This is a genomic window from Pseudovibrio flavus, assembly GCF_009711345.1.
GTDB classification, from domain to species: Bacteria; Pseudomonadota; Alphaproteobacteria; order Rhizobiales; family Stappiaceae; genus Pseudovibrio; species Pseudovibrio flavus.
The window spans coordinates 103813-121042 of record NZ_SMMA01000061.1 but is presented as its reverse complement, the minus strand read 5'-3'; the positions used below and the strand labels follow the sequence as shown (position 1 = coordinate 121042).

Sequence of the window (17230 nt, the reverse complement as noted above, 5' to 3'; positions counted from 1 at the left end):
TCTTAAGTCCCTCCGGAAGTAATTTTGAAATTGAATATTGATTGATCAAGCTGATTGTAATCAGCATATCCCAGAAGGCCGTAGAGCTCTTCACGGGTTTGCATTTGATCAAGTATAGCCTTTTGTGTTCCGTTTTCTGCAATTTCAGAAAGACCCTGAACTGCGGCTTTCATTGCGAGCCGAAGCAACGTGACTGGATAAATCACAATGGAAGCGCCTAGCTTTTCCAGTTCCGCGGCAGAAAGAAGCTCCGATTTTCCGAACTCGGTCATATTAGCAAGGATAGGAGCAGGTGTACGCTCTGCTGCTTCTTGCCATTCAGCTGGTGTTTTCAATGCCTCTACAAAGATAACATCAGCACCAGCTTTTACATAGGCCGCTGCGCGGGCCATTGCCCCATCCATGCCTTCGGTTGCGAAGGCATCAGTTCTGGCAATTATAACCGTTTCGGGATCTTGGCGGGCATCGACTGAAGCCTTGATCCGCTGGATCATTTCTTCGGTCGAAACAAGGGTTTTACCGTCGAGTTGTCCGCAGCGCTTGGGCGCAAGCTGGTCTTCCAGCTGCAATGCTGACTGACCGCGGCTTTCCATGATGTGCATTGTGCGGGCTGCATTCATGGGCTCGCCAAAGCCTGTGTCACAATCGACGATGGTTGGGAGATTGGTTGCTTGCGCAATTTGTTCGGCGCGATCTGCTACTTCGCTCAAAGTTGTTAGCGCAATATCCGGTAGACCGAGGTCGGCAGAGATCACTGCACCGGAGATGTAAAGTGCTTCGAAGCCCTGTCTTTCAATTTCCATTGCCACAAGCGGAGAAAACGCTCCGGGAGCGCGAACAATAGATTGAGACGCAATCGCCTTTCTAAGCTGCTTGCGTTTTTCGTGCGGGTTTCGTTTTTGACGCAGCATAAAGTTGCCCTTTGAGTAAATCGGTGCCTCTTGAGAGGTCGCGTTCTTATTGCAAGAAAAAGGAAAAGGCCGGCCCCGTAGGACCGACCTATTTTTCACTAGCTTAGAGGAAGCCCAGCTTCTTCATCAGGTCGCCGATAGCCTGTTCCTGATTTTCGAGGAACACCTTGAAGTCATCGCCGGAGTTGTGGATGTTTGCCCAGCCGTTGCGTGCACGTACAGCTTCCCACTCAGGGGTGTCGTACATTTCAGCAATTGCTTTCTGGAACTGTGCAAGCTTGTCTTCAGGAAGACCTGGAGCTGCAAAGAAACCACGCCAGTTAACGAAGGATACAGGGATACCCTGTTCTTTCATGGTCGGGGCGTCGTATACATCCTGACGCTCATCAGCCGTTACGCCGAGGATTTTAACTTCGCCAGCGTTTGCAAGTTCGATTGCTTCACCAAAACCGGTAGAAAGGGCTTTGATCTCACCGGAGAGCAGAGCAGCCATTGCCTTGCCGCCACCATCGTATGCAAGGTACTTGACAGCTACAGGGTCAGCGCCTGCGCCTTCCATTACCATTGCTGCAACGAGGTGATCCATACCACCTGGAACAGAACCGCCACCGATTGCTGTACCGTTTGGATCAGCCTTGTAAGCTTCAACCAGATCGGACATGGAGTTCAGCGGGCTGTCTTTACCAACAACAACTGCTGCGTAGTCACCAATGGTGGAAGACACAAGTGTCAGGTCACGGAAGTTCTGCGGGAACACACCGGTGAGGGAACGAATGATGATTGGTGTAGAGTTAACCATCATTGTGTCGTGGTTGCTTTCAGCGTTTTCGATCAGGTAACCGATCGCCTTACCGCCGCCACCGCCGGACATGTTTTCATAGGAAGCCTGACCTGCAAGGCCAGAACCTGTGAGTGCTTCACCGGTACCGCGGGCTGTACCGTCCCAGCCACCACCAGCGCCGCCTGGAATAAGGAAGTGTACCTTTTCCAGAACCTGCTCTGCTGCCTGAAGTGGCGCTGCAAAGCTAAGTGCGGATGCTGCAAATACAGCAAGGGCGGTTTTGCGGGTCATGTTAAAAACTGTCATATTTCTCCTCCCTTATGACAAGCTTTCAGTAAAATCCGGCCGCTTAGGGTGTAAGCGGATCTTGCGATACCAGTACGCCGTCCTCATCGCAGTAGACGCACTGGCCCGGTTCGAAATAGACATTGCCGAAGGCGACCGGCACGTCGAGTGCGCCAATTCCGGTTTTGCCGGAGCGGACAAACGTGGTGCCAAGGGCTTTAATGCCAATGTCTATGTTTGCTAGGCGTGCGCTGTCGCGAACCACGCCGTTTATTACAATGCCTGCCCAGCCGTTCTTTCTGAGCAGTTCTGCATTCAAATCTCCCAACATGGCGCTCCTGAAAGAGCCGCCACCATCCAGAACGATGACGCCGCCATCGCCCGGTGTTTTGAAAAGCGCTTCCTGTACCAGCTTGGTGTCTTCCATGGTCACAGCCGTCTTAATCCGGCCTGCAAACATGCGCTGGGCGCCGAAATCTTTAAAATCGAGCATGACCTGCTTCACCTTTTCAGGGTGAGCGTCGTTAAGGTCTGTTGTCGGATAGGGGGTAAGAGCGTAGGTCATGCGCACTCCACCAGTTTCGTCTGGGGAACGAGTACATGGCCTTCCATCAACCGGCGCTGGGTCCGGTAGGTGGTGGCGCTCACTGCATACGGTTTGCCCTCGTTCTCGCTTACAAGCGCTGAAACGGGCAGAATGCCGGATGGATTGCCGATGCGTAGCTGATCAGTGTTACCGGCAATATCTGCCAGTAGCGTTCCATTGACCTTTGCAGCTACAGCAACGCACATTGCTCCGGTAAGGGTGATTGCCCGGTGGAAGTTGCCCATTGAAACGAGGCGAACTGCTACATCAAAGTCCTGCGCGTGCTGACCAGATCCATCAAGAGCAGTGAAGTCCTCGGGCTGGGAAACAATTGCTACCTTCGGGTTGGAAAGCAGCGCGTCCTCCTCGGTATTGGAGATGCCCATGGCTACTGATGCGGCTTTGCGAATGCGCTCCAGCTTGTCCATCAAGATAGTATCTGCGTCCAATACTTGGGGCAGGGCTCGGCAGTCCGCACCAAGATCGGAAGCTTTGACAAACACGACCGGATTGGATGCATCCACCATGGACGCTTCCACCGAGCCCATGCCAGCAACCTCTAGGGTGTCCTTGGCGTTTCCGGTTGGCAGAAGCTTTCCGGTTTTCGCACCGCCCGGATCATGGAAATCCAAACGGATTTCTGCTCCGCTACCTGTAACGCCCGGTATTGTGAAATCACCTTCCTCAATAACGTTGCCATCGCGGACCTCAAAATGAGCGGAGAACGTTTTGCTGGTGTTGGTGTTGTGAATCCGAAGGCTCACTAGGCCGTCTTCACAAGGTACGATTTTCTCTTCAACTGCGAATGGACCGACGCAAGAGGCCATATTCCCGCACATGGCACCGTAATCCGCTACAGGTTCGCCTACAGCGATTTGTACGAATGTGTAGTCGATATCAGCGTCTTCCCGCATAGACGGCTCTACGATAACGACTTTCGAGAGTGAGGAGATCCCGCCACCCATACCATCAAGCTGCCGGCCATAGGGATCCGGGCTGCCGAGTACGGAGAGGAAAATGTGATCCCACTCGCGTCGGTCCTTTGGTAAATCTGCTTTGTTGAACACCACCGCCTTGGAAGTGCCGCCTCGGGCAAAGACTGCTTTAATCTTGGAGGCCATCAGGTTTCCTCCCCAAGAAAGCTGCGGAAGGAACGGGCAAGAAGGCCGCCATGACGGAAAGTGTTCCGCTCAGCGTCGTTGTAAAGCATCAGTTTGAGTGAAATCGCTTCTGGCTCTTCTTGATCGCGGTAGATGACCATCTTTGCGGACTTCAGGTCATGCGTGAAGTAAATATCGAAGACCTCTTCACCAGTGAGGCCCAGAGTCTTGCGTGTAACCCCACTTGGGAAGCACAGAGGCGCAATACCCATGTTGACAAGGTTGGAGCGGTGAATGCGCTCGAAGCTCTCCACGACGACTGCGCGAACCCCAGCAAGCCACGGCGCTTTTGCTGCTGTGTCTCTTGAGGAGCCGCAGCCGTACTCTTTGCCGCCGATGACGATGAGTGACTGTCCGCGTTCCTGATAGGCTTCAATGGCCTCATACATAGAAACGGTTTTGCTATCAGGCTGAAGAGCGGTCTTGGCGCCTTCTTCGCCTGGCACCATCTCGTTGAGAAGGCGGGTATTGGAGAAGGTGGAACGGACAACGATATCCATCGAGCCGCGCCGCGTACCGTAAGAGTTGAAATCTGTTTCCGGAATTCCCTTGGACAGCAAGAACTTTCCTGCATCGGAAGTCGGCGTAATGGCACCGGACGGCGAGATGTGGTCCGTTGTAATGCTGTCACCCAGAATAGCCAGTGGGCGCAGACCCTCCAATGGTGCAAGAGGCGTTGTCTCGCGTGTCAATCCGCCCACAAAGGAAGGGTAGGTGACGTAGGTAGATGGCTGCCAGTCATATGTTCCATCATCGACGGACAGATCATTCCAGCGCGGGTTTACCTTGGATATTTCTGCATAGTTCTCGCTGTAATCCTGAGGCGTGAGGCACTCGGATAGCATAGCGTTCACTTCATTCTCATCCGGCCAGATATCTTGCAGGAACACTGCCTGACCTTCCAGATCATGACCAAGGGGCTCGCTGCTGATGTCCTTCGTTACGGTTCCAAGCAGAGCGTAAGCGACCACAAGTGGTGGTGAGGCGATCATATTGCGGCTGGCCAGTGGATGAATGCGGCCTGCAAAGTTCCGGTTCCCCGATAGAACGGCGATGCCTTTGACATCGTTCTTGCGGATTGTCTCATCCAGTTCTGGTGAGAGCGGGCCAGACATGCCGTTGCAGGTGGAGCATGAGAATGCAGCAATGTGAAAGCCAAGAGCGTTAAGCGAAGTTTGCAGCCCGCTCTTTTCAAGGTAGGCAGCTACAACACGCGAACCCGGTGAAAGCGAAGTCTTCACCTGAGGTTTGACCTTCAGGCCCTTTTCAACGGCGTTGCGGGCCAGCAAACCGGAAAGCAGCATATTGCGCGGGTTTGCAGTGTTGGTGCAGCTGGTGATAGCTGCAATGATAACGTCGCCATCGCCAATGGTGTCTTCACTGTCACCAATCGGGAAACGCTGCGCGGTCTTTTCCTCTGCCGAGGTCAGCGTCGATGTTGCCTTGGCCAGATCGATGCGCTGTTCCGGGCGGCTTGGTCCTGCTACGCTTCTGCCAATGGAACCGAGATCAATTTCTACGGTGTTTTCAAACTCGATAGAGCGATTGTTCTCGCCAAACCAAAGCCCTTGCTGGCGATTATAGGCCTCTACGAGGAAGGTATTTGTTTGGTTGCGGCCGGTCTCACGCAGATAACGGATGGTATTGCTGTCACATGGGCAGAAGACGGAGGTTGAACCGTATTCCGGCGACATGTTGGTAACCGTTGCGCGGTCCGCAACGCTCAATGAGCTGTACCCAGAACCAAACAGCTCAACGAAACAATCTACGACGCCCAGAGCGCGGAGCTTTTCAGCCACGTGTAGTGCAAGGTCGGTCGCTGTAACGGAGTTATCAAGTGAGCCTTTCAGCTCAAGCCCAATGACTTTCGGCACGTTAACCGATGTGGCTTCGCCAAACATGATGGCTTCTGCCTCAAGGCCACCGATACCCCAGCCCAATACACCAAGGCCGTTGACCATGGTTGTATGGCTATCAGTACCCAGATTGGTATCAGGCGTGAGCAGCATCTCATCAGCTGCGCTCTTGGAAACCACAGTTGCCAGGTATTCGATGTTGACCTGATGCATGATGCCGCCACCCGGCGGAATAACCCGCAGGTTCGGGAAGCGTGCTTCACAGGCCTTGATGAATGAAAAGCGTTCTTTGTTGACTTCAAATTCCCGCTGCTGATTGCGCGAGAGGGCAAGTCTGTCTGCCCAATGGTTGATCGTCATGGAATGGTCGATCACCAGATCAACGGGCAGGGTCATATCTACACGGGTAGGGTCTCCGCCTTCCTGCGCGATTTTCGTGCGCATGGCCATGACATCTACAAGAAGGGCAAGACCCAGCATGTCTTGAAGAAGAAGACGGGATGGACGGAAAGAAACAGCGCCAGCCTGACGGGCAACGACCTTTTGGATGTCGGCCTTGCCATCGTTCTGACGGCTTACGTTTTCTGCAAGAACGCGCAAAGAGTAGGGTAGAGCGCCGAATCCAGATGAGATCTCGCGCTTGTAATCAATACCGTAGTAGTCAGTTCCAGCGATTTTTGTTCTTTTCACGTCCCAAATTCCCCTTCACCAGACCTTTTGTTCAGTCTTTGGTCTAGTGATACGTGTATATCCGTAAGTGAATACTAGACAGGGAAATCCGTTGGGAGCAATATTCAAGTGGGGTCAGTTGCACTAGGAGAAACAAATGCCTGCTCAACGTAATGAGTCGGTGGAAAGAGCGCTGTCCGTCCTCCAGTCTTTTTCGAAGCGAAAGACGAGATTGACCCTTACCGAACTATCCCGCGAAACCGAACTTCACAAAACAACATTGCTACGGCTAACCCGTTCGTTACAGCTCTATGGTTTTCTCAATAGAGATCTGGACGGCCAGTTTTCACTGGGGGCCAGTGTTTGGCAGTTGGGTCTTGTTTTCAGGGACGAGTTCAACCAAGGCAAAAACATCCGTCCGTTTTTGAAGATGCTTGTCCGCAATACCGGTGAGACTGCTTCGTTTTATGTTCGTGCAGGAAACGACCGCGTTTGCCTTTACCGCGAAAACAGCAGTGAGCTTGAAGTCTATGGCGTTGATGAAGGCGTGCGTATGAGCCTTGATACCGGCGCTTCCGGTTTAGTGCTTCGTCAGTTTTCAGGAGGAGCGGTGTCGGACGAGCAAAGAGAGCTGTTCAACTCCCGCTTTACCGTGTGTATGGACGGCGTGCGTAATCCGAATATCGCGTCTATTGCGACACCGGTGTTTACGCCGAGCGGAGAGTTTGCAGGTGCTCTCACTATATCCGGACCCAAGACGCGCTTCGATCCGAGCTTGAAAGAGCGCTATGTCATGCTTGTTGAAACCGCGGCAGAAGAGCTGAGGCGCCAACCGCTTTAGCGCGGTTGGTCATCCGTGCTTTTTCAGTTGGCTCTGATTAGTGCCCAGTGATTTCAAAAGGGTGTTGAGCTTATCGAGGTTGATTGGCTTAGGCAGATAGCCTTGCATGCCTGCAGCCAGATACTCGTTCGCCTTTTCCTCCATCACGTTACCGGTGACAGCCCAGATTGGGCTGTTGGCACTTGGCGAGGTGGAACTGCGAAGCTGTTTTGTAAACTCAATTCCGTCTAGGTCCGGCATTCCGATATCAGTGAGGATGATCGCATATTCAGATTGCTCGGCCTTTCCGAGTGCTTCTAGACCTGTGGCAGCGGTGTCTACTGTGTAGCCAGCAGTTTTCAAGATCGCGCTCGTGAGTTGGCGATTGAGATCATTATCGTCTGCGACGAGTGCTAGAAGGTTGGGACCAGATTCGATTTCAGGTTCTGGTACCGTGATACGGTTTGCAGGCTCCGGTGCAGCGCGTTCCATTGGGATACGAACCTCAAAGCTCGTTCCCTTACCGAGTTCGCTACTTACGCCAATCTGGCCGTTCATTGCCTCAATAAGTGATTTGCAAACCGATAGACCAATACCTGTGCTGGGCTGGGCAGCAGTATTTGAGGCGTCACCCACATAGTATTTTTCGAATATCCGCTCACATTGCTCTGGCGAGATACCGCAGCCGTTGTCCGACACTGAAATTACGAGGGTATCTTCTCCTTCTCGTAGGCTCTCGGAGGTAATCGACAGCTCCACGTTGCCGTCCTTGGTAAACTTGGAGGCGTTGTTCACGAGGTTGGAGATTATTTGGAAAATCCGCCGTCTGTCGCCGTTATAATCAAGGGCATTCAACTTCGTGGTGATATGAAATATGTTGTTGTTTTCTTTCATATTATGGCCGCAGCTAAACTGCACTTCCGACAGGAGAGACTGGAAAGAAAACGGGTGTTTTTGTAGCTTGATGATCCCTTCGTCTGCCCGTTTGATTTCCAAAATATCATCAGCGTGCCCCTGAAGCGTCTGGGCACTTGATATTGTCACGTCTACATAGCGCGTTTGCTCAGGATCTAACGGTGTTTTGCGCAGCATCTCCATAGAGCCTGTGATTGCCTGCAAGGGATTGCGAATTTCATGACAAAGGGTGGCGATGAATTGATCGTGTGTCAGGCGGCTGCTTTTGGCTTGGTCTAGCTCATCGTTTGAGGTTGCCAGTAATCGGCGCAGAGTAAATTGATCTGTGACTGCGCGGGCAAGGGTCTTCAGTGTATCTTCATCCGCTTTGGACCACTCCCGAATATTGCCATCGATAGCGCATAGTGCGCCGATAGGAGAGCTTTGACCAATGCGGATCGGAGCACCAAGGTACGCCACTACACCCAGTTCTGAGACTGCCAGATTGTTCTTTACACGGTCATCCTCAGGGGCGTTTGAAACATTAAGTAGCTCATCTGTGGCGCAAACCAACTTACAAAAGCTATGGGATAGAGGCGTTTGTCTTCTGCTTGCCCAAGGCTCTCCCAAGCCCAGAGCGCTTTTGAAGTATTGTCTGTCTTCTTCTGGCTGGACAATAGAGACGAGCGAAACAGGAACGCCGAGAACCTGTGAGGTCAGGCTAGTGATGGTATCGAAACACTGCTCGGGTTGGGAGTTGACGATACCCAGCTGCTCCAGAGTTGGTTCAAATTGAAGGCCATCTTCCTTTTTCGAACTCATATCCTAACGCTCCTCACACCAGTCAAATGGTTGCGCGGTCCATTTTCTTTTTTTGCGCAACAGAGCGAGTTTAGGCAGCTTCTATGGTTGTTCTGTTAGGTCTGGAGGTAAAAATCGAAGGGTATTTTATGGAAATGGTGTACGGGCGCGGGACTTGAACCACGTTGCTTTTACCATGTTTGGGGGTGCCCGCATTTTCTACCTAGAATGGACATAATTCCTCATGGTTCGTCCGCTAGTCTTCAAAGGTTCCTATGACTGGCATGTGTAATGAAAAGCGATACCAAGGCAATTCTATCTCTTCAGGCTCTTGTTCTGATTTTGGCTCTCGATCCATTTGTCGCGCAAATTCTGCGAAACAGCACTGCGCTCATAGCCGTTTCTCTTGAACGGGAGTTTTCTATGAATGCGAAAACCATTGGCTCTCTGGCTAGTGCTTTTTCGCTTGGTGCTTGTTTCTCGCTACTGCCGGGTGCTGCGCTGGTAAGTCGTTTTGGGCCAAGGTTTGTCTTCCTATGTTTCGGGCTGCTTATGGCTCTTGGAACAGCCGCCTTTTCTATGGCCGATAGTTTGACCGAGCTATTTCTTGCGCGCTTCTTGATGGGGGTTGGTTCAGGACCGCTTTCCACCGCTGGCCTTTATGTGCTCCAGTCTGGTGCGTCCGACAACAAGTTCCGCTTCCTTTCTAGTGAAACGAGTTTTGTGGGCCGTTTGGGTGCGCTGTTCGCGACTGCCCCGCTTGCGCTATTAGTGGTGGCCCTTACTTGGCGCGGCGCGATGTTCAGCCTTGCTGTGGTTTGCGCTATTGCAACATTTCTGGCCGTGATTGGTGCCAAGGGCAGGGAGCCTGCTGCCGACAGTGTTGCACAGGCGCACGGCTGGCGCTTTCTTTTAAACGGGTTTCTTCTTTCCAGAATGTTGGCGATCACCACGATCGTTGGCGTGAATGGAACCATTCTTGCGCTTTGGGGAGCGCCGTGGCTGCACAGCGAATACGCTATGTCTACCCATGAGCAGGGTATAGCGCTTGGTGTCATGGCGATTGGCTATGCTGGCGGCTCATTATTTGCAGCTGAGATTGCCCAGTATCTGGGTACAAGAACGGTTCCGGTTTTTACAATTGTTGCGGCCTTTTTCCTTGTCGCAATTGCCTACTTCCAGGTGTCTGAGGTTCTAATTTTCCCAGCTCTTCTGATCCTTGGGCTTGTGCTTTCACCGGCAATGGTTCTGGTAACGGAAATGCGCAGCGCAGTCGCGCCGGAACAACTTGTTAGAACGCTCGCAGTATCCTCGCTTACGTTTTCGCTTGGTATGTTCGCGTTACAGGCGCTCTCCGGTTTCGTCATTGATCTTTATCCGCGCACAGCTTCGGGACAGCATCCACCAGAAGCGTTTCACACCCTGTTTTATGTTCTTGCGGGCATTTTGCTTCTTACAGCTGCAATGCTGATCTACAGGCGAGAACTGCGCATTGCGCGAGAAGAAGAGACCTCAGACAAACAATAATGTGACAGGGTGGTTCTTTAACTCTTAGGGTTATCGACCTGTGATATCCGGTACTATCTGTCATATCTCCCTTAGCGGAATATGTTTGATGTATTACACTGATATACCTAGGTTTTTGGGTGAAGTGTTACAGATTAGTCTTGTAAAGAAGTCATGTTTTGGTATGAGCAGGCACAAAATGGCTGACAACGTTTTCGCTACCAAGCGATCAGGTGGAGCAGCCCAAAAATAACAAGATAGTTAGAAAGCTGTCGTCGTGCCTAATCGAGAAAAACTCAAAAACCTAACACAAGCCTGTCTTGCAGAGTTTATTGGAACGGCACTGTTCCTATTTCTGGGTATTGGCGCACTCTGCGCATCGTTTCTTGCAGGTGTTCAGCTTAGTCACTGGGAAGTAGCGCTGATCTGGGGTCTGGCGGTAACGATTGCGATCTATTTGACCTCGGGAACTTCCGGCGCGCACCTGAACCCTGCTGTTACGATCGCCTTATTCACTTTCGGCGGGTTCCAGCGTCACAAGGTGTTACCGTACATCGCATCTCAGCTGCTTGGCGCGCTTTTTGGCGCTGCCATTGTCTACGCCATTTACCAAGGATTGTTTCTTGAATGGGAACTGCAGAACGGTGTCGTGCGGAGCAACCCTGAAGCAATGGCAAGTGCGGCTTTGTTCGGAACCTTCCCCCATAAAAGCCTTAGTGTTTCAGGCGCTTTTATTGTCGAGTTCCTGATTACCTGTATTTTGATGGGTATGATCCTCGCCATTACAGATGAACGCAATGGCGCCGCGAAGGGGGCTTTGGCACCGCTTCTCATTGGCGTAGTGGTAGCCGTGATCGGCGCAGCAACAGGCCCGCTGACCGGCTTTGCAATGAACCCCGCGCGTGATTTCGGGCCCAAACTATTTATGGCATTGAACGGCTGGGGTGCGCAGGTTTTCTATGATGGTGCAGGTTCGCTTTATCTCTGGGTACCTATTGTAGCACCTATAGCTGGTGCCTTAACTGGTGCGCTGCTTTATAGGTTCATGCGCGGGCAGGTGCGCGTCGGCGCAAGTGCGGCAGAGATTGTAGCTGGCAAAACGGCCTAAAGCTTTTCTTTAGGGGAAGCACCTCTCCTAAAGGAAAGGGGAGGTGCATCGCGTTATTTCTGATCTTAGTTGAGGAATTCGATTGCTTCAACTTCGATGATATTACCCTGAGCGTCCTGATCAATTTCACCGAAGATCAACACAGGGGTATCTGCGGCCAGTTTATCTGGCACAGCGAGTTCCTCGTCAATTTCTACGATGATGATGCCGGAGTCATCTGAGAACTGGTATTTGTCATCACCCAGTTTCTTGTCGATGTTCCCTTTGAGCTTCACCTTAGCGCCATCTTTTTCAGCTGTTGCAGCTTTTGCTGTTGCTTCAGCGTGTGTGCCTGTCTGAGCTGGGCTTGCAGCGTATGCCAGACCACTAGAGCAAACCAAAGAAAGTGCCAGTGCAGCAGATAGGAGCTTTTTCATTCGCTTGTTCCTTTTGTTATGTGCGAACACGTAAATTGCTAGGCCCACATCTGGACGAAACTTTGACGTTTAATGGTTAAGTGGAAATATACCCGCGCACGAGTGGTGCATGCTGTGGCTAACTTTGTATATTCGTTATAAATAACAATGAGTTAGTTCCTATTTGGAAAGGGCAGGGTCGCAATTAGCTCGTTTTCGCGAGATTGATACGCCACTGCAGCTCTTAAAACTGCGCACATCTTGATACTGAGATACCTGTGCAAAGCAGTGGACTAGTCTAGTTTGCTCAATGAATACATTTTGCACTTCCATTAATGGGAGGCTCTAGACAAACTGTCCCTTCCCAAAAAGGAAAAAGTTCAAATGAACTTGCGATCACTTGCTCTGTGCTTGGCTACACTGGCTCTACCAGTTGTTGCGCAGGCTCAACCTGTCGCGCCTAAAGTTATGGTTATCACTATGTTTGATGGTGAAACGAAGCCATGGCTGACCAATCTGGACCTCTCCAACAAGATTGAAGTACCGGGCCTGCCAGCGTCTAACAAAGACGTTGCGTGCAATGATGACCTTTGCGTGGCAACAACCACAATGGGTTTTGCAAATGCAGCGAGTACGACTCTTGCGCTGACGCTTTCTGATAAGTTTGACTTCAGCCAGACTTACTTCCTTATTGCCGGTATTGCGGGCATCGATCCTAACAACGGCACTTTGAGCGCTGCGACTTGGGCTGACTACGTTGTGGACGTTGGTTTGTTCCACCGTATTGATGACCGCGAAGCGCCAGCAGAATGGAACAGCCAGATCATCGGTCTTGGCACTAAAGGGCCGGGTGAGAAGGCAACTTGGGGCGCTGGTAACGAGGTGTTCAAGCTGAACCCGGCGCTCGTAAAGCTCGCTTACGAAACCACCAAAGACGTAGAGCTGGCTGATAGTGATATCGCAAAAGCGTACCGTGCTGCGTATTCGCAGGATGCTGCAAAGGGTGCGCCAAATGTAATGGTTTGCTCTACCGCATCTACTGATACCTATTGGCACGGCAAGATCACGGCTGAAGAAGTAGCTGGACACGTTGCGACGCTGACTGAAGGCAAAGGCGACTACTGCACCAGCCAGATGGAAGACAACGCGACCCTTACAGCACTGCGCCGCGCTGCGGATGCAGGTAAGCTTGATTTCGAGCGTATCGCTGTTCTACGCACCGCTTCCAATTTTGATCGTCAGAACGATAATCAGACCGCGATCGAGTCTTTGAAAGCAAACTCCGGCGGCTTCCCTCCTGCAAAAGAAAATGCGTTCCGCGTTGGTAACAAATTCGCGCAGGAAATCATTGGTAACTGGGATAAGTATTCCAAAGGGTTGGGTGAGTAAGAGGGGGCATTCTCCCTGAACTTAGAACCTAAACAATTCGAATAGACGAGGGGCTCGCGAGCAGAAATGCCGCGAGCCCCTTTTTCGTTTCGAGGACGTTGCATGGCTTTCAAGGTGAGGGCAGGTGATATCGTCGGAACTAGCCGCATAGGCTTTGCGGCGGTTATTTCGTCATTGGGAGGGTGGTTCCATCGATAAGTTGATCTCTAAATTTTAGATAGCTGCAAATCATCCATACCTACATAATGTAATATTATTCCATAATAATATTGAGCGATTACAATCGTCTAAATAAAGATATTACCAGCCTCAATCGTACCGTTGATAAGCCCATTCACTTGGCCTTGCAGAGAGGGCGCAAACCGTCAAGCGCGTTGGATTTCATCTCTCAAAATGATTGAGGTAGTAAGGTCGCAAACACCACCGCTTACTGCAATTCTATCTCGCACGGTGTTCAGCGCTTCCATGGTTTGTGCTTCGACCTCAACGATAAGATCCAGTTCTCCGCTGACCGAGCTAACCCGCTTAACCGCCGGAAATGCAGCGAGCGTATCCAGCAATGAATGCATGGGAGTTCGTTCAAGGCGAATTAGGAGGAAGGCCGAAATCAGGGCAGGGTCTTGAGAGGCGATATCGGCGCGATAGCCTCGAATGACGCCGCTTCTTTCTAGTTTTGAAAGTCTTTCACTTGTGGCGCTGCGGCTCAGATCGATTTTTGCAGCCAGAGCTTTGATTGATATGCGGGCATCCTTCGCCAGTATGCCAATTATCTCTCTATCTTTGCTGTCGAGGTCCACTGAGCGCTCCAAACTTTATGCCGGTAAAATACTTATTAGTTCCGACGTTATGTCGGTGCAACCGTCCTTTGGTCGGAAGCGAAATACGTAGTGGTCGGTATGCTGGATGTAACGGAGGAAACCATGACCGACATCACGCATCCAGCGCCAGCGTTCGATACCAAGCATATTGCAGAGTTTCTTTTCATTCATTGGGGACTTGAAGGGGCACTTACACCGCTTGAAAGTGAAAGAGACCAGAACCACTGCCTGCAAACAGCATCCGGTGAGCGGTTTACTGTAAAAATTGTCAACGCTAGCGAACCTGCTGCTGAAACCGATTTTCAAACAGCGATGCTGGAGCACTTGGCTACTAGTGCCCCAGAGCTTCCCATGCCACGCCTGCAAAAGACAAAGCAGGGCATGGCAACTCAGAAAGTTGATAGTGCGGAAGGGACGGTGCATTCCATGCGCGTCGTCTCGTGGGTTGCGGGTGTGCCTTTAGCCCAAAGCGAACGCTCTCGAGCTGTCATATCAAGCCTTGGTTCTCTTCTTGGCCGGTTGGACAAAGCCCTCCGCGGTTTCGTGCACCCCGGCGCTCTGCGCACGTTCGATTGGGACATCCGCAGCGCAGGCCATGCGCGTTCCCGTCTCGATGCTCTTGCCAATGACAAACAGCGTGAGATTGTTTCCTACTTCCTTGATCGCTTTGAAAGGCATGTTGAGCCGAAGTTTGCCGGTCTGAGAGCCGCTGTTATCCATAACGATGCTAACGATTGGAACGTTCTGGTTGATGAAAATGATCCGAGCCATGTCTGCGGTTTGATTGACTTTGGTGATAGCCTTCACACACCAGTTATTGCCGAGGTGGCAATCGCTGGTGCTTATTCCATCATGGATACCAAAGACCCGATTGGTGTCGCGGCTGATCTAGCTGCAGCGTACCATGCTGAATACCCGCTCGAAGAAGAGGAAGTTGATCTTCTCTTCGATCTTATCGCCATGCGCTTGGTCACAAGCGTAAGCCTTTCAGCGCTGCGGAGAGATGAAACTGAAGATAATCCATACCTTGCAGTAAGCGAGCAGCCAGCTTGGGACTTGCTAGAAAAGCTTGCTGCGATCAAACCAGCATTTGCTACTGCAATATTCCGCAGGGCTTGTGGCTTTGAAGCTGTTCGCGGTGCGGATGAAATCCGCCGCTTTTGCAGCAAGAACAGAGATAGCTTCGCCTCTGTGTTTGAACGTCATCCAGCGATGATGGCTAAGGATATTGTGCCGTTTATAGACCCTGAGCATGTCATGACGCTTTCCAGCCGAAACCGGCAGCCGGATGTTGCGCAAGCGTGGTGGGAAGCATATGCAAAGGAAAAGGGCGTTGAACTTGGTATCGGCCCATGGGGAGAAAAGCGGTCCGTCTATTCCTCCAGTATCTTTGAAAGCAAGTTCATCCAAGGCCAACGCCGTACGCATCATCTAGGTGTGGATCTGTTTTTAGGGGCAGGAACCAAAGTCTTCTCGCCTATGCCCGCTGTTGTTCGTAGCGTCGAGGTGGAAGTTGATCCGCTTGGCTATGGCTGCATGATCGCCCTTGAACATCAGACAGATAACGGCGTGCCGTTTGTGAGTCTTTGGGGGCACATGGCTCATGAGGCCGCCGAGCGCTTATCTGTTGGTGATACCTTGGCTGCTGGTGATCTTGTCGGTTACTTGGGGAACCCGAGCGAAAACGGGGGCTGGGCACCTCATCTTCACCTCCAGCTTAGCGCGGATGCTGAACTTTCTGCGCCGGAAATTCTGGGCGTGGGTGAAGCCGAGTACATGGATGTTTGGGCAGACCTATTCCCAGATGCTTCAGACTTTGCAGGGCTTCCGCCTGAAACGTATGGCAGCGAAGGGCGTACGCCTGAAGAGATCATTAGCGTAAGAAAAGCGCGCCTCCTGCCAAACCTTTCCATGTCCTACGAGGAGCCGATCAAGTTCGTGCGCGGTGATGGGGCTTTTCTTATCGATCATAAAGGGCGGGCGTATCTGGACTGCTTTAATAACGTTTGTCATCTGGGACATGCGCACCCTGCAGTGGTTGAGGCCCTTGCAAATCAGGCCGCCAAGCTCAACACGAATACACGCTACCTTCATGATAACATTGCAGAATACTCAGAGCGTCTAACAGAAACCTTGCCGGAAGGTCTGTCAGTTGCATCGTTTGTGTGTAGCGGCAGTGAAGCCAATAGCCTGATGATTAGAATGGCCCAGACCGTTACCGGACGGCGTGACGCCATCGTTCTAGACTGGGCTTACCATGGGACGACACCGGAACTGATCGATCTAAGTCCATATAAATACAAAAGAAAGGGTGGTAATGGGCGCGCTGATCATGTGTATGAGGCTGCAATTCCTGACGTTTACCGTGCACCAGCTGACTGGCCGCAGGAAGAGATAGTCGCCCGCTACATTGAAAGCGTGGAGCAGCAAATCCGCGATATGGCGAAAAGGGGCACTTCACCTTCGTTCTTTATTGCCGAGTCCATTCCAAGCGTTGCTGGTCAGGTGTTTATGCCGGACGGGTATTTGCAGGAAGTCTATCGTTTGGTGCGTGAGGCTGGCGGACTTTGCGTGGCTGATGAAGTGCAGGTTGGTTTCGGCCGAGTGGGACGTCATTGGTGGGCGTTTGAATCCCAAGGCGTGACACCCGATATCGTTACAATGGGTAAGCCGATTGGCAATGGTCACCCAATGGCAGCGCTCGTAACGACAAAGGAAACCGCAGACAAGTTCAATAACGGTATGGAGTACTTCAACACCTTCGGCGGAAACCCTGTTTCCTGCGCTGTTGGCTTGGCCGTTCTCAATACAATTGAAAACGAAGGCTTGCGTGAAAATGCCGAAGTTACTGGAGACTATCTGATCTCTGGCTTTAATAGGCTGGCAGAAAACTACGAGATCATCGGTGATGTTCGCGGAATGGGGCTGTTCCTCGGTATCGAGTTGGTGCTGGATAGGAAAACGAAGGAGCCAGCCACTGCTGCTGCCAGAAAGATCACAAACCGAGCCAAGGAGCTTGGCGTTCTGATGGGAACGGAAGGACCTTACGATAACGTGCTCAAAATGCGTCCTCCAATGGTGTTTTCAAAGAAGAATGCTGACCTTTTACTAGGCGTTCTTGATCAGGCGTTTGCTGAGGTCATGGCGGAGCTTGAACCAGCGTAAAGCCATATTTGATAAAGCACAGGGAGGAACCGTCGTTCAGCTATAAGCCGACGAAGGTTCCTCTCATCTCTTTCCCAAAAGCAGGC

Annotated in this window: 13 protein-coding genes; 5 read left to right on the top strand and 8 right to left on the bottom strand. The window is 51.6% G+C overall.

Annotation, left to right across the window (positions count from 1 at the left end):
• Positions 1–2: 2 nt before the first annotated feature.
• From prpB to acnA, 5 genes are all read right to left on the bottom strand, one after another.
• Complete coding sequence (gene prpB, locus E1162_RS09755; protein ID WP_155130145.1) at positions 3–911, bottom strand: methylisocitrate lyase; 909 nt, start codon at positions 909–911, stop codon at positions 3–5.
• 103 nt (positions 912–1014) lie between these two features.
• Complete coding sequence (locus E1162_RS09750) at positions 1015–1998, bottom strand: tripartite tricarboxylate transporter substrate binding protein (protein WP_155130143.1); 984 nt, start codon at positions 1996–1998, stop codon at positions 1015–1017.
• A 43-nt stretch (positions 1999–2041) separates the two neighbouring features.
• Complete coding sequence (gene rraA, locus E1162_RS09745; RefSeq protein WP_155130140.1) at positions 2042–2542, bottom strand: ribonuclease E activity regulator RraA; 501 nt, start codon at positions 2540–2542, stop codon at positions 2042–2044.
• Complete coding sequence (locus tag E1162_RS09740; RefSeq protein ID WP_155130137.1) at positions 2539–3684, bottom strand: 2-methylaconitate cis-trans isomerase PrpF family protein; 1146 nt, start codon at positions 3682–3684, stop codon at positions 2539–2541. Before E1162_RS09740 ends, rraA begins: the two co-directional genes overlap by 4 nt.
• Positions 3684–6269, bottom strand: coding sequence for an aconitate hydratase AcnA (gene acnA / locus E1162_RS09735; protein WP_155130134.1), 2586 nt, complete (start codon positions 6267–6269; stop codon positions 3684–3686). Before acnA ends, E1162_RS09740 begins: the two co-directional genes overlap by 1 nt.
• A gap of 136 nt (positions 6270–6405) precedes the next feature.
• Here acnA and E1162_RS09730 point away from each other — a divergent pair, with 136 nt between their 5' ends.
• Positions 6406–7089, top strand: coding sequence for an IclR family transcriptional regulator (locus E1162_RS09730; protein WP_155130131.1), 684 nt, complete (start codon positions 6406–6408; stop codon positions 7087–7089).
• Between the two features lie 9 nt (positions 7090–7098).
• Here E1162_RS09730 and E1162_RS09725 read toward each other — a convergent pair whose 3' ends face one another.
• On the bottom strand, positions 7099–8784 hold the full coding sequence (locus E1162_RS09725) for an ATP-binding protein (protein WP_155130127.1): 1686 nt from the start codon (positions 8782–8784) through the stop codon (positions 7099–7101).
• A gap of 270 nt (positions 8785–9054) precedes the next feature.
• Between E1162_RS09725 and E1162_RS09720 the strand changes: the two genes are divergently transcribed.
• Complete coding sequence (locus E1162_RS09720) at positions 9055–10290, top strand: MFS transporter (RefSeq protein WP_155130123.1); 1236 nt, start codon at positions 9055–9057, stop codon at positions 10288–10290.
• A 256-nt stretch (positions 10291–10546) separates the two neighbouring features.
• A complete protein-coding gene (locus E1162_RS09715; protein ID WP_371311886.1) occupies positions 10547–11377 on the top strand; it encodes an MIP/aquaporin family protein in 831 nt (276 codons plus the stop codon).
• A 65-nt stretch (positions 11378–11442) separates the two neighbouring features.
• Here the strand turns inward: E1162_RS09715 and E1162_RS09710 are convergent, their stop codons facing one another.
• The gene (locus E1162_RS09710; protein ID WP_155130120.1) at positions 11443–11793 is read right to left on the bottom strand and encodes a NirD/YgiW/YdeI family stress tolerance protein; all 351 of its coding nucleotides are present in this window, start codon (positions 11791–11793) and stop codon (positions 11443–11445) included.
• A 363-nt stretch (positions 11794–12156) separates the two neighbouring features.
• Here E1162_RS09710 and E1162_RS09705 point away from each other — a divergent pair, with 363 nt between their 5' ends.
• Positions 12157–13161: a purine-nucleoside phosphorylase gene (locus tag E1162_RS09705; RefSeq protein ID WP_155130117.1), complete on the top strand. Its 1005-nt coding sequence runs from the start codon at positions 12157–12159 to the stop codon at positions 13159–13161.
• A 365-nt stretch (positions 13162–13526) separates the two neighbouring features.
• Here E1162_RS09705 and E1162_RS09700 read toward each other — a convergent pair whose 3' ends face one another.
• Positions 13527–13958 carry an Lrp/AsnC family transcriptional regulator gene (locus E1162_RS09700; protein WP_371311885.1) on the bottom strand — a complete coding sequence of 144 codons (432 nt, stop codon included), beginning with the start codon at positions 13956–13958 and terminating at the stop codon, positions 13527–13529.
• Between the two features lie 123 nt (positions 13959–14081).
• On the opposite strand from E1162_RS09700, the gene E1162_RS09695 reads away from it, so the two are divergent.
• Positions 14082–17144 carry an aminotransferase class III-fold pyridoxal phosphate-dependent enzyme gene (locus E1162_RS09695; protein WP_155130400.1) on the top strand — a complete coding sequence of 1021 codons (3063 nt, stop codon included), beginning with the start codon at positions 14082–14084 and terminating at the stop codon, positions 17142–17144.
• Positions 17145–17230 lie beyond the last annotated feature (86 nt).

Excerpts from the sequence above, each read along its gene's own strand:
- prpB (WP_155130145.1), bottom strand. The coding sequence starts at position 911 with ATGCTGCGTCAAAAACGAAACCCGCACGAAAAACGCAAGCAGCTTAGA.
- E1162_RS09750 (WP_155130143.1), bottom strand. The coding sequence starts at position 1,998 with ATGACAGTTTTTAACATGACCCGCAAAACCGCCCTTGCTGTATTTGCA.
- rraA (WP_155130140.1), bottom strand. The coding sequence starts at position 2,542 with ATGACCTACGCTCTTACCCCCTATCCGACAACAGACCTTAACGACGCT.
- E1162_RS09740 (WP_155130137.1), bottom strand. The coding sequence starts at position 3,684 with ATGGCCTCCAAGATTAAAGCAGTCTTTGCCCGAGGCGGCACTTCCAAG.
- E1162_RS09730 (WP_155130131.1), top strand. The coding sequence starts at position 6,406 with ATGCCTGCTCAACGTAATGAGTCGGTGGAAAGAGCGCTGTCCGTCCTC.
- E1162_RS09725 (WP_155130127.1), bottom strand. The coding sequence starts at position 8,784 with ATGAGTTCGAAAAAGGAAGATGGCCTTCAATTTGAACCAACTCTGGAG.
- E1162_RS09720 (WP_155130123.1), top strand. The coding sequence starts at position 9,055 with ATGAAAAGCGATACCAAGGCAATTCTATCTCTTCAGGCTCTTGTTCTG.
- E1162_RS09710 (WP_155130120.1), bottom strand. The coding sequence starts at position 11,793 with ATGAAAAAGCTCCTATCTGCTGCACTGGCACTTTCTTTGGTTTGCTCT.
- E1162_RS09705 (WP_155130117.1), top strand. The coding sequence starts at position 12,157 with ATGAACTTGCGATCACTTGCTCTGTGCTTGGCTACACTGGCTCTACCA.
- E1162_RS09695 (WP_155130400.1), top strand. The coding sequence starts at position 14,082 with ATGACCGACATCACGCATCCAGCGCCAGCGTTCGATACCAAGCATATT.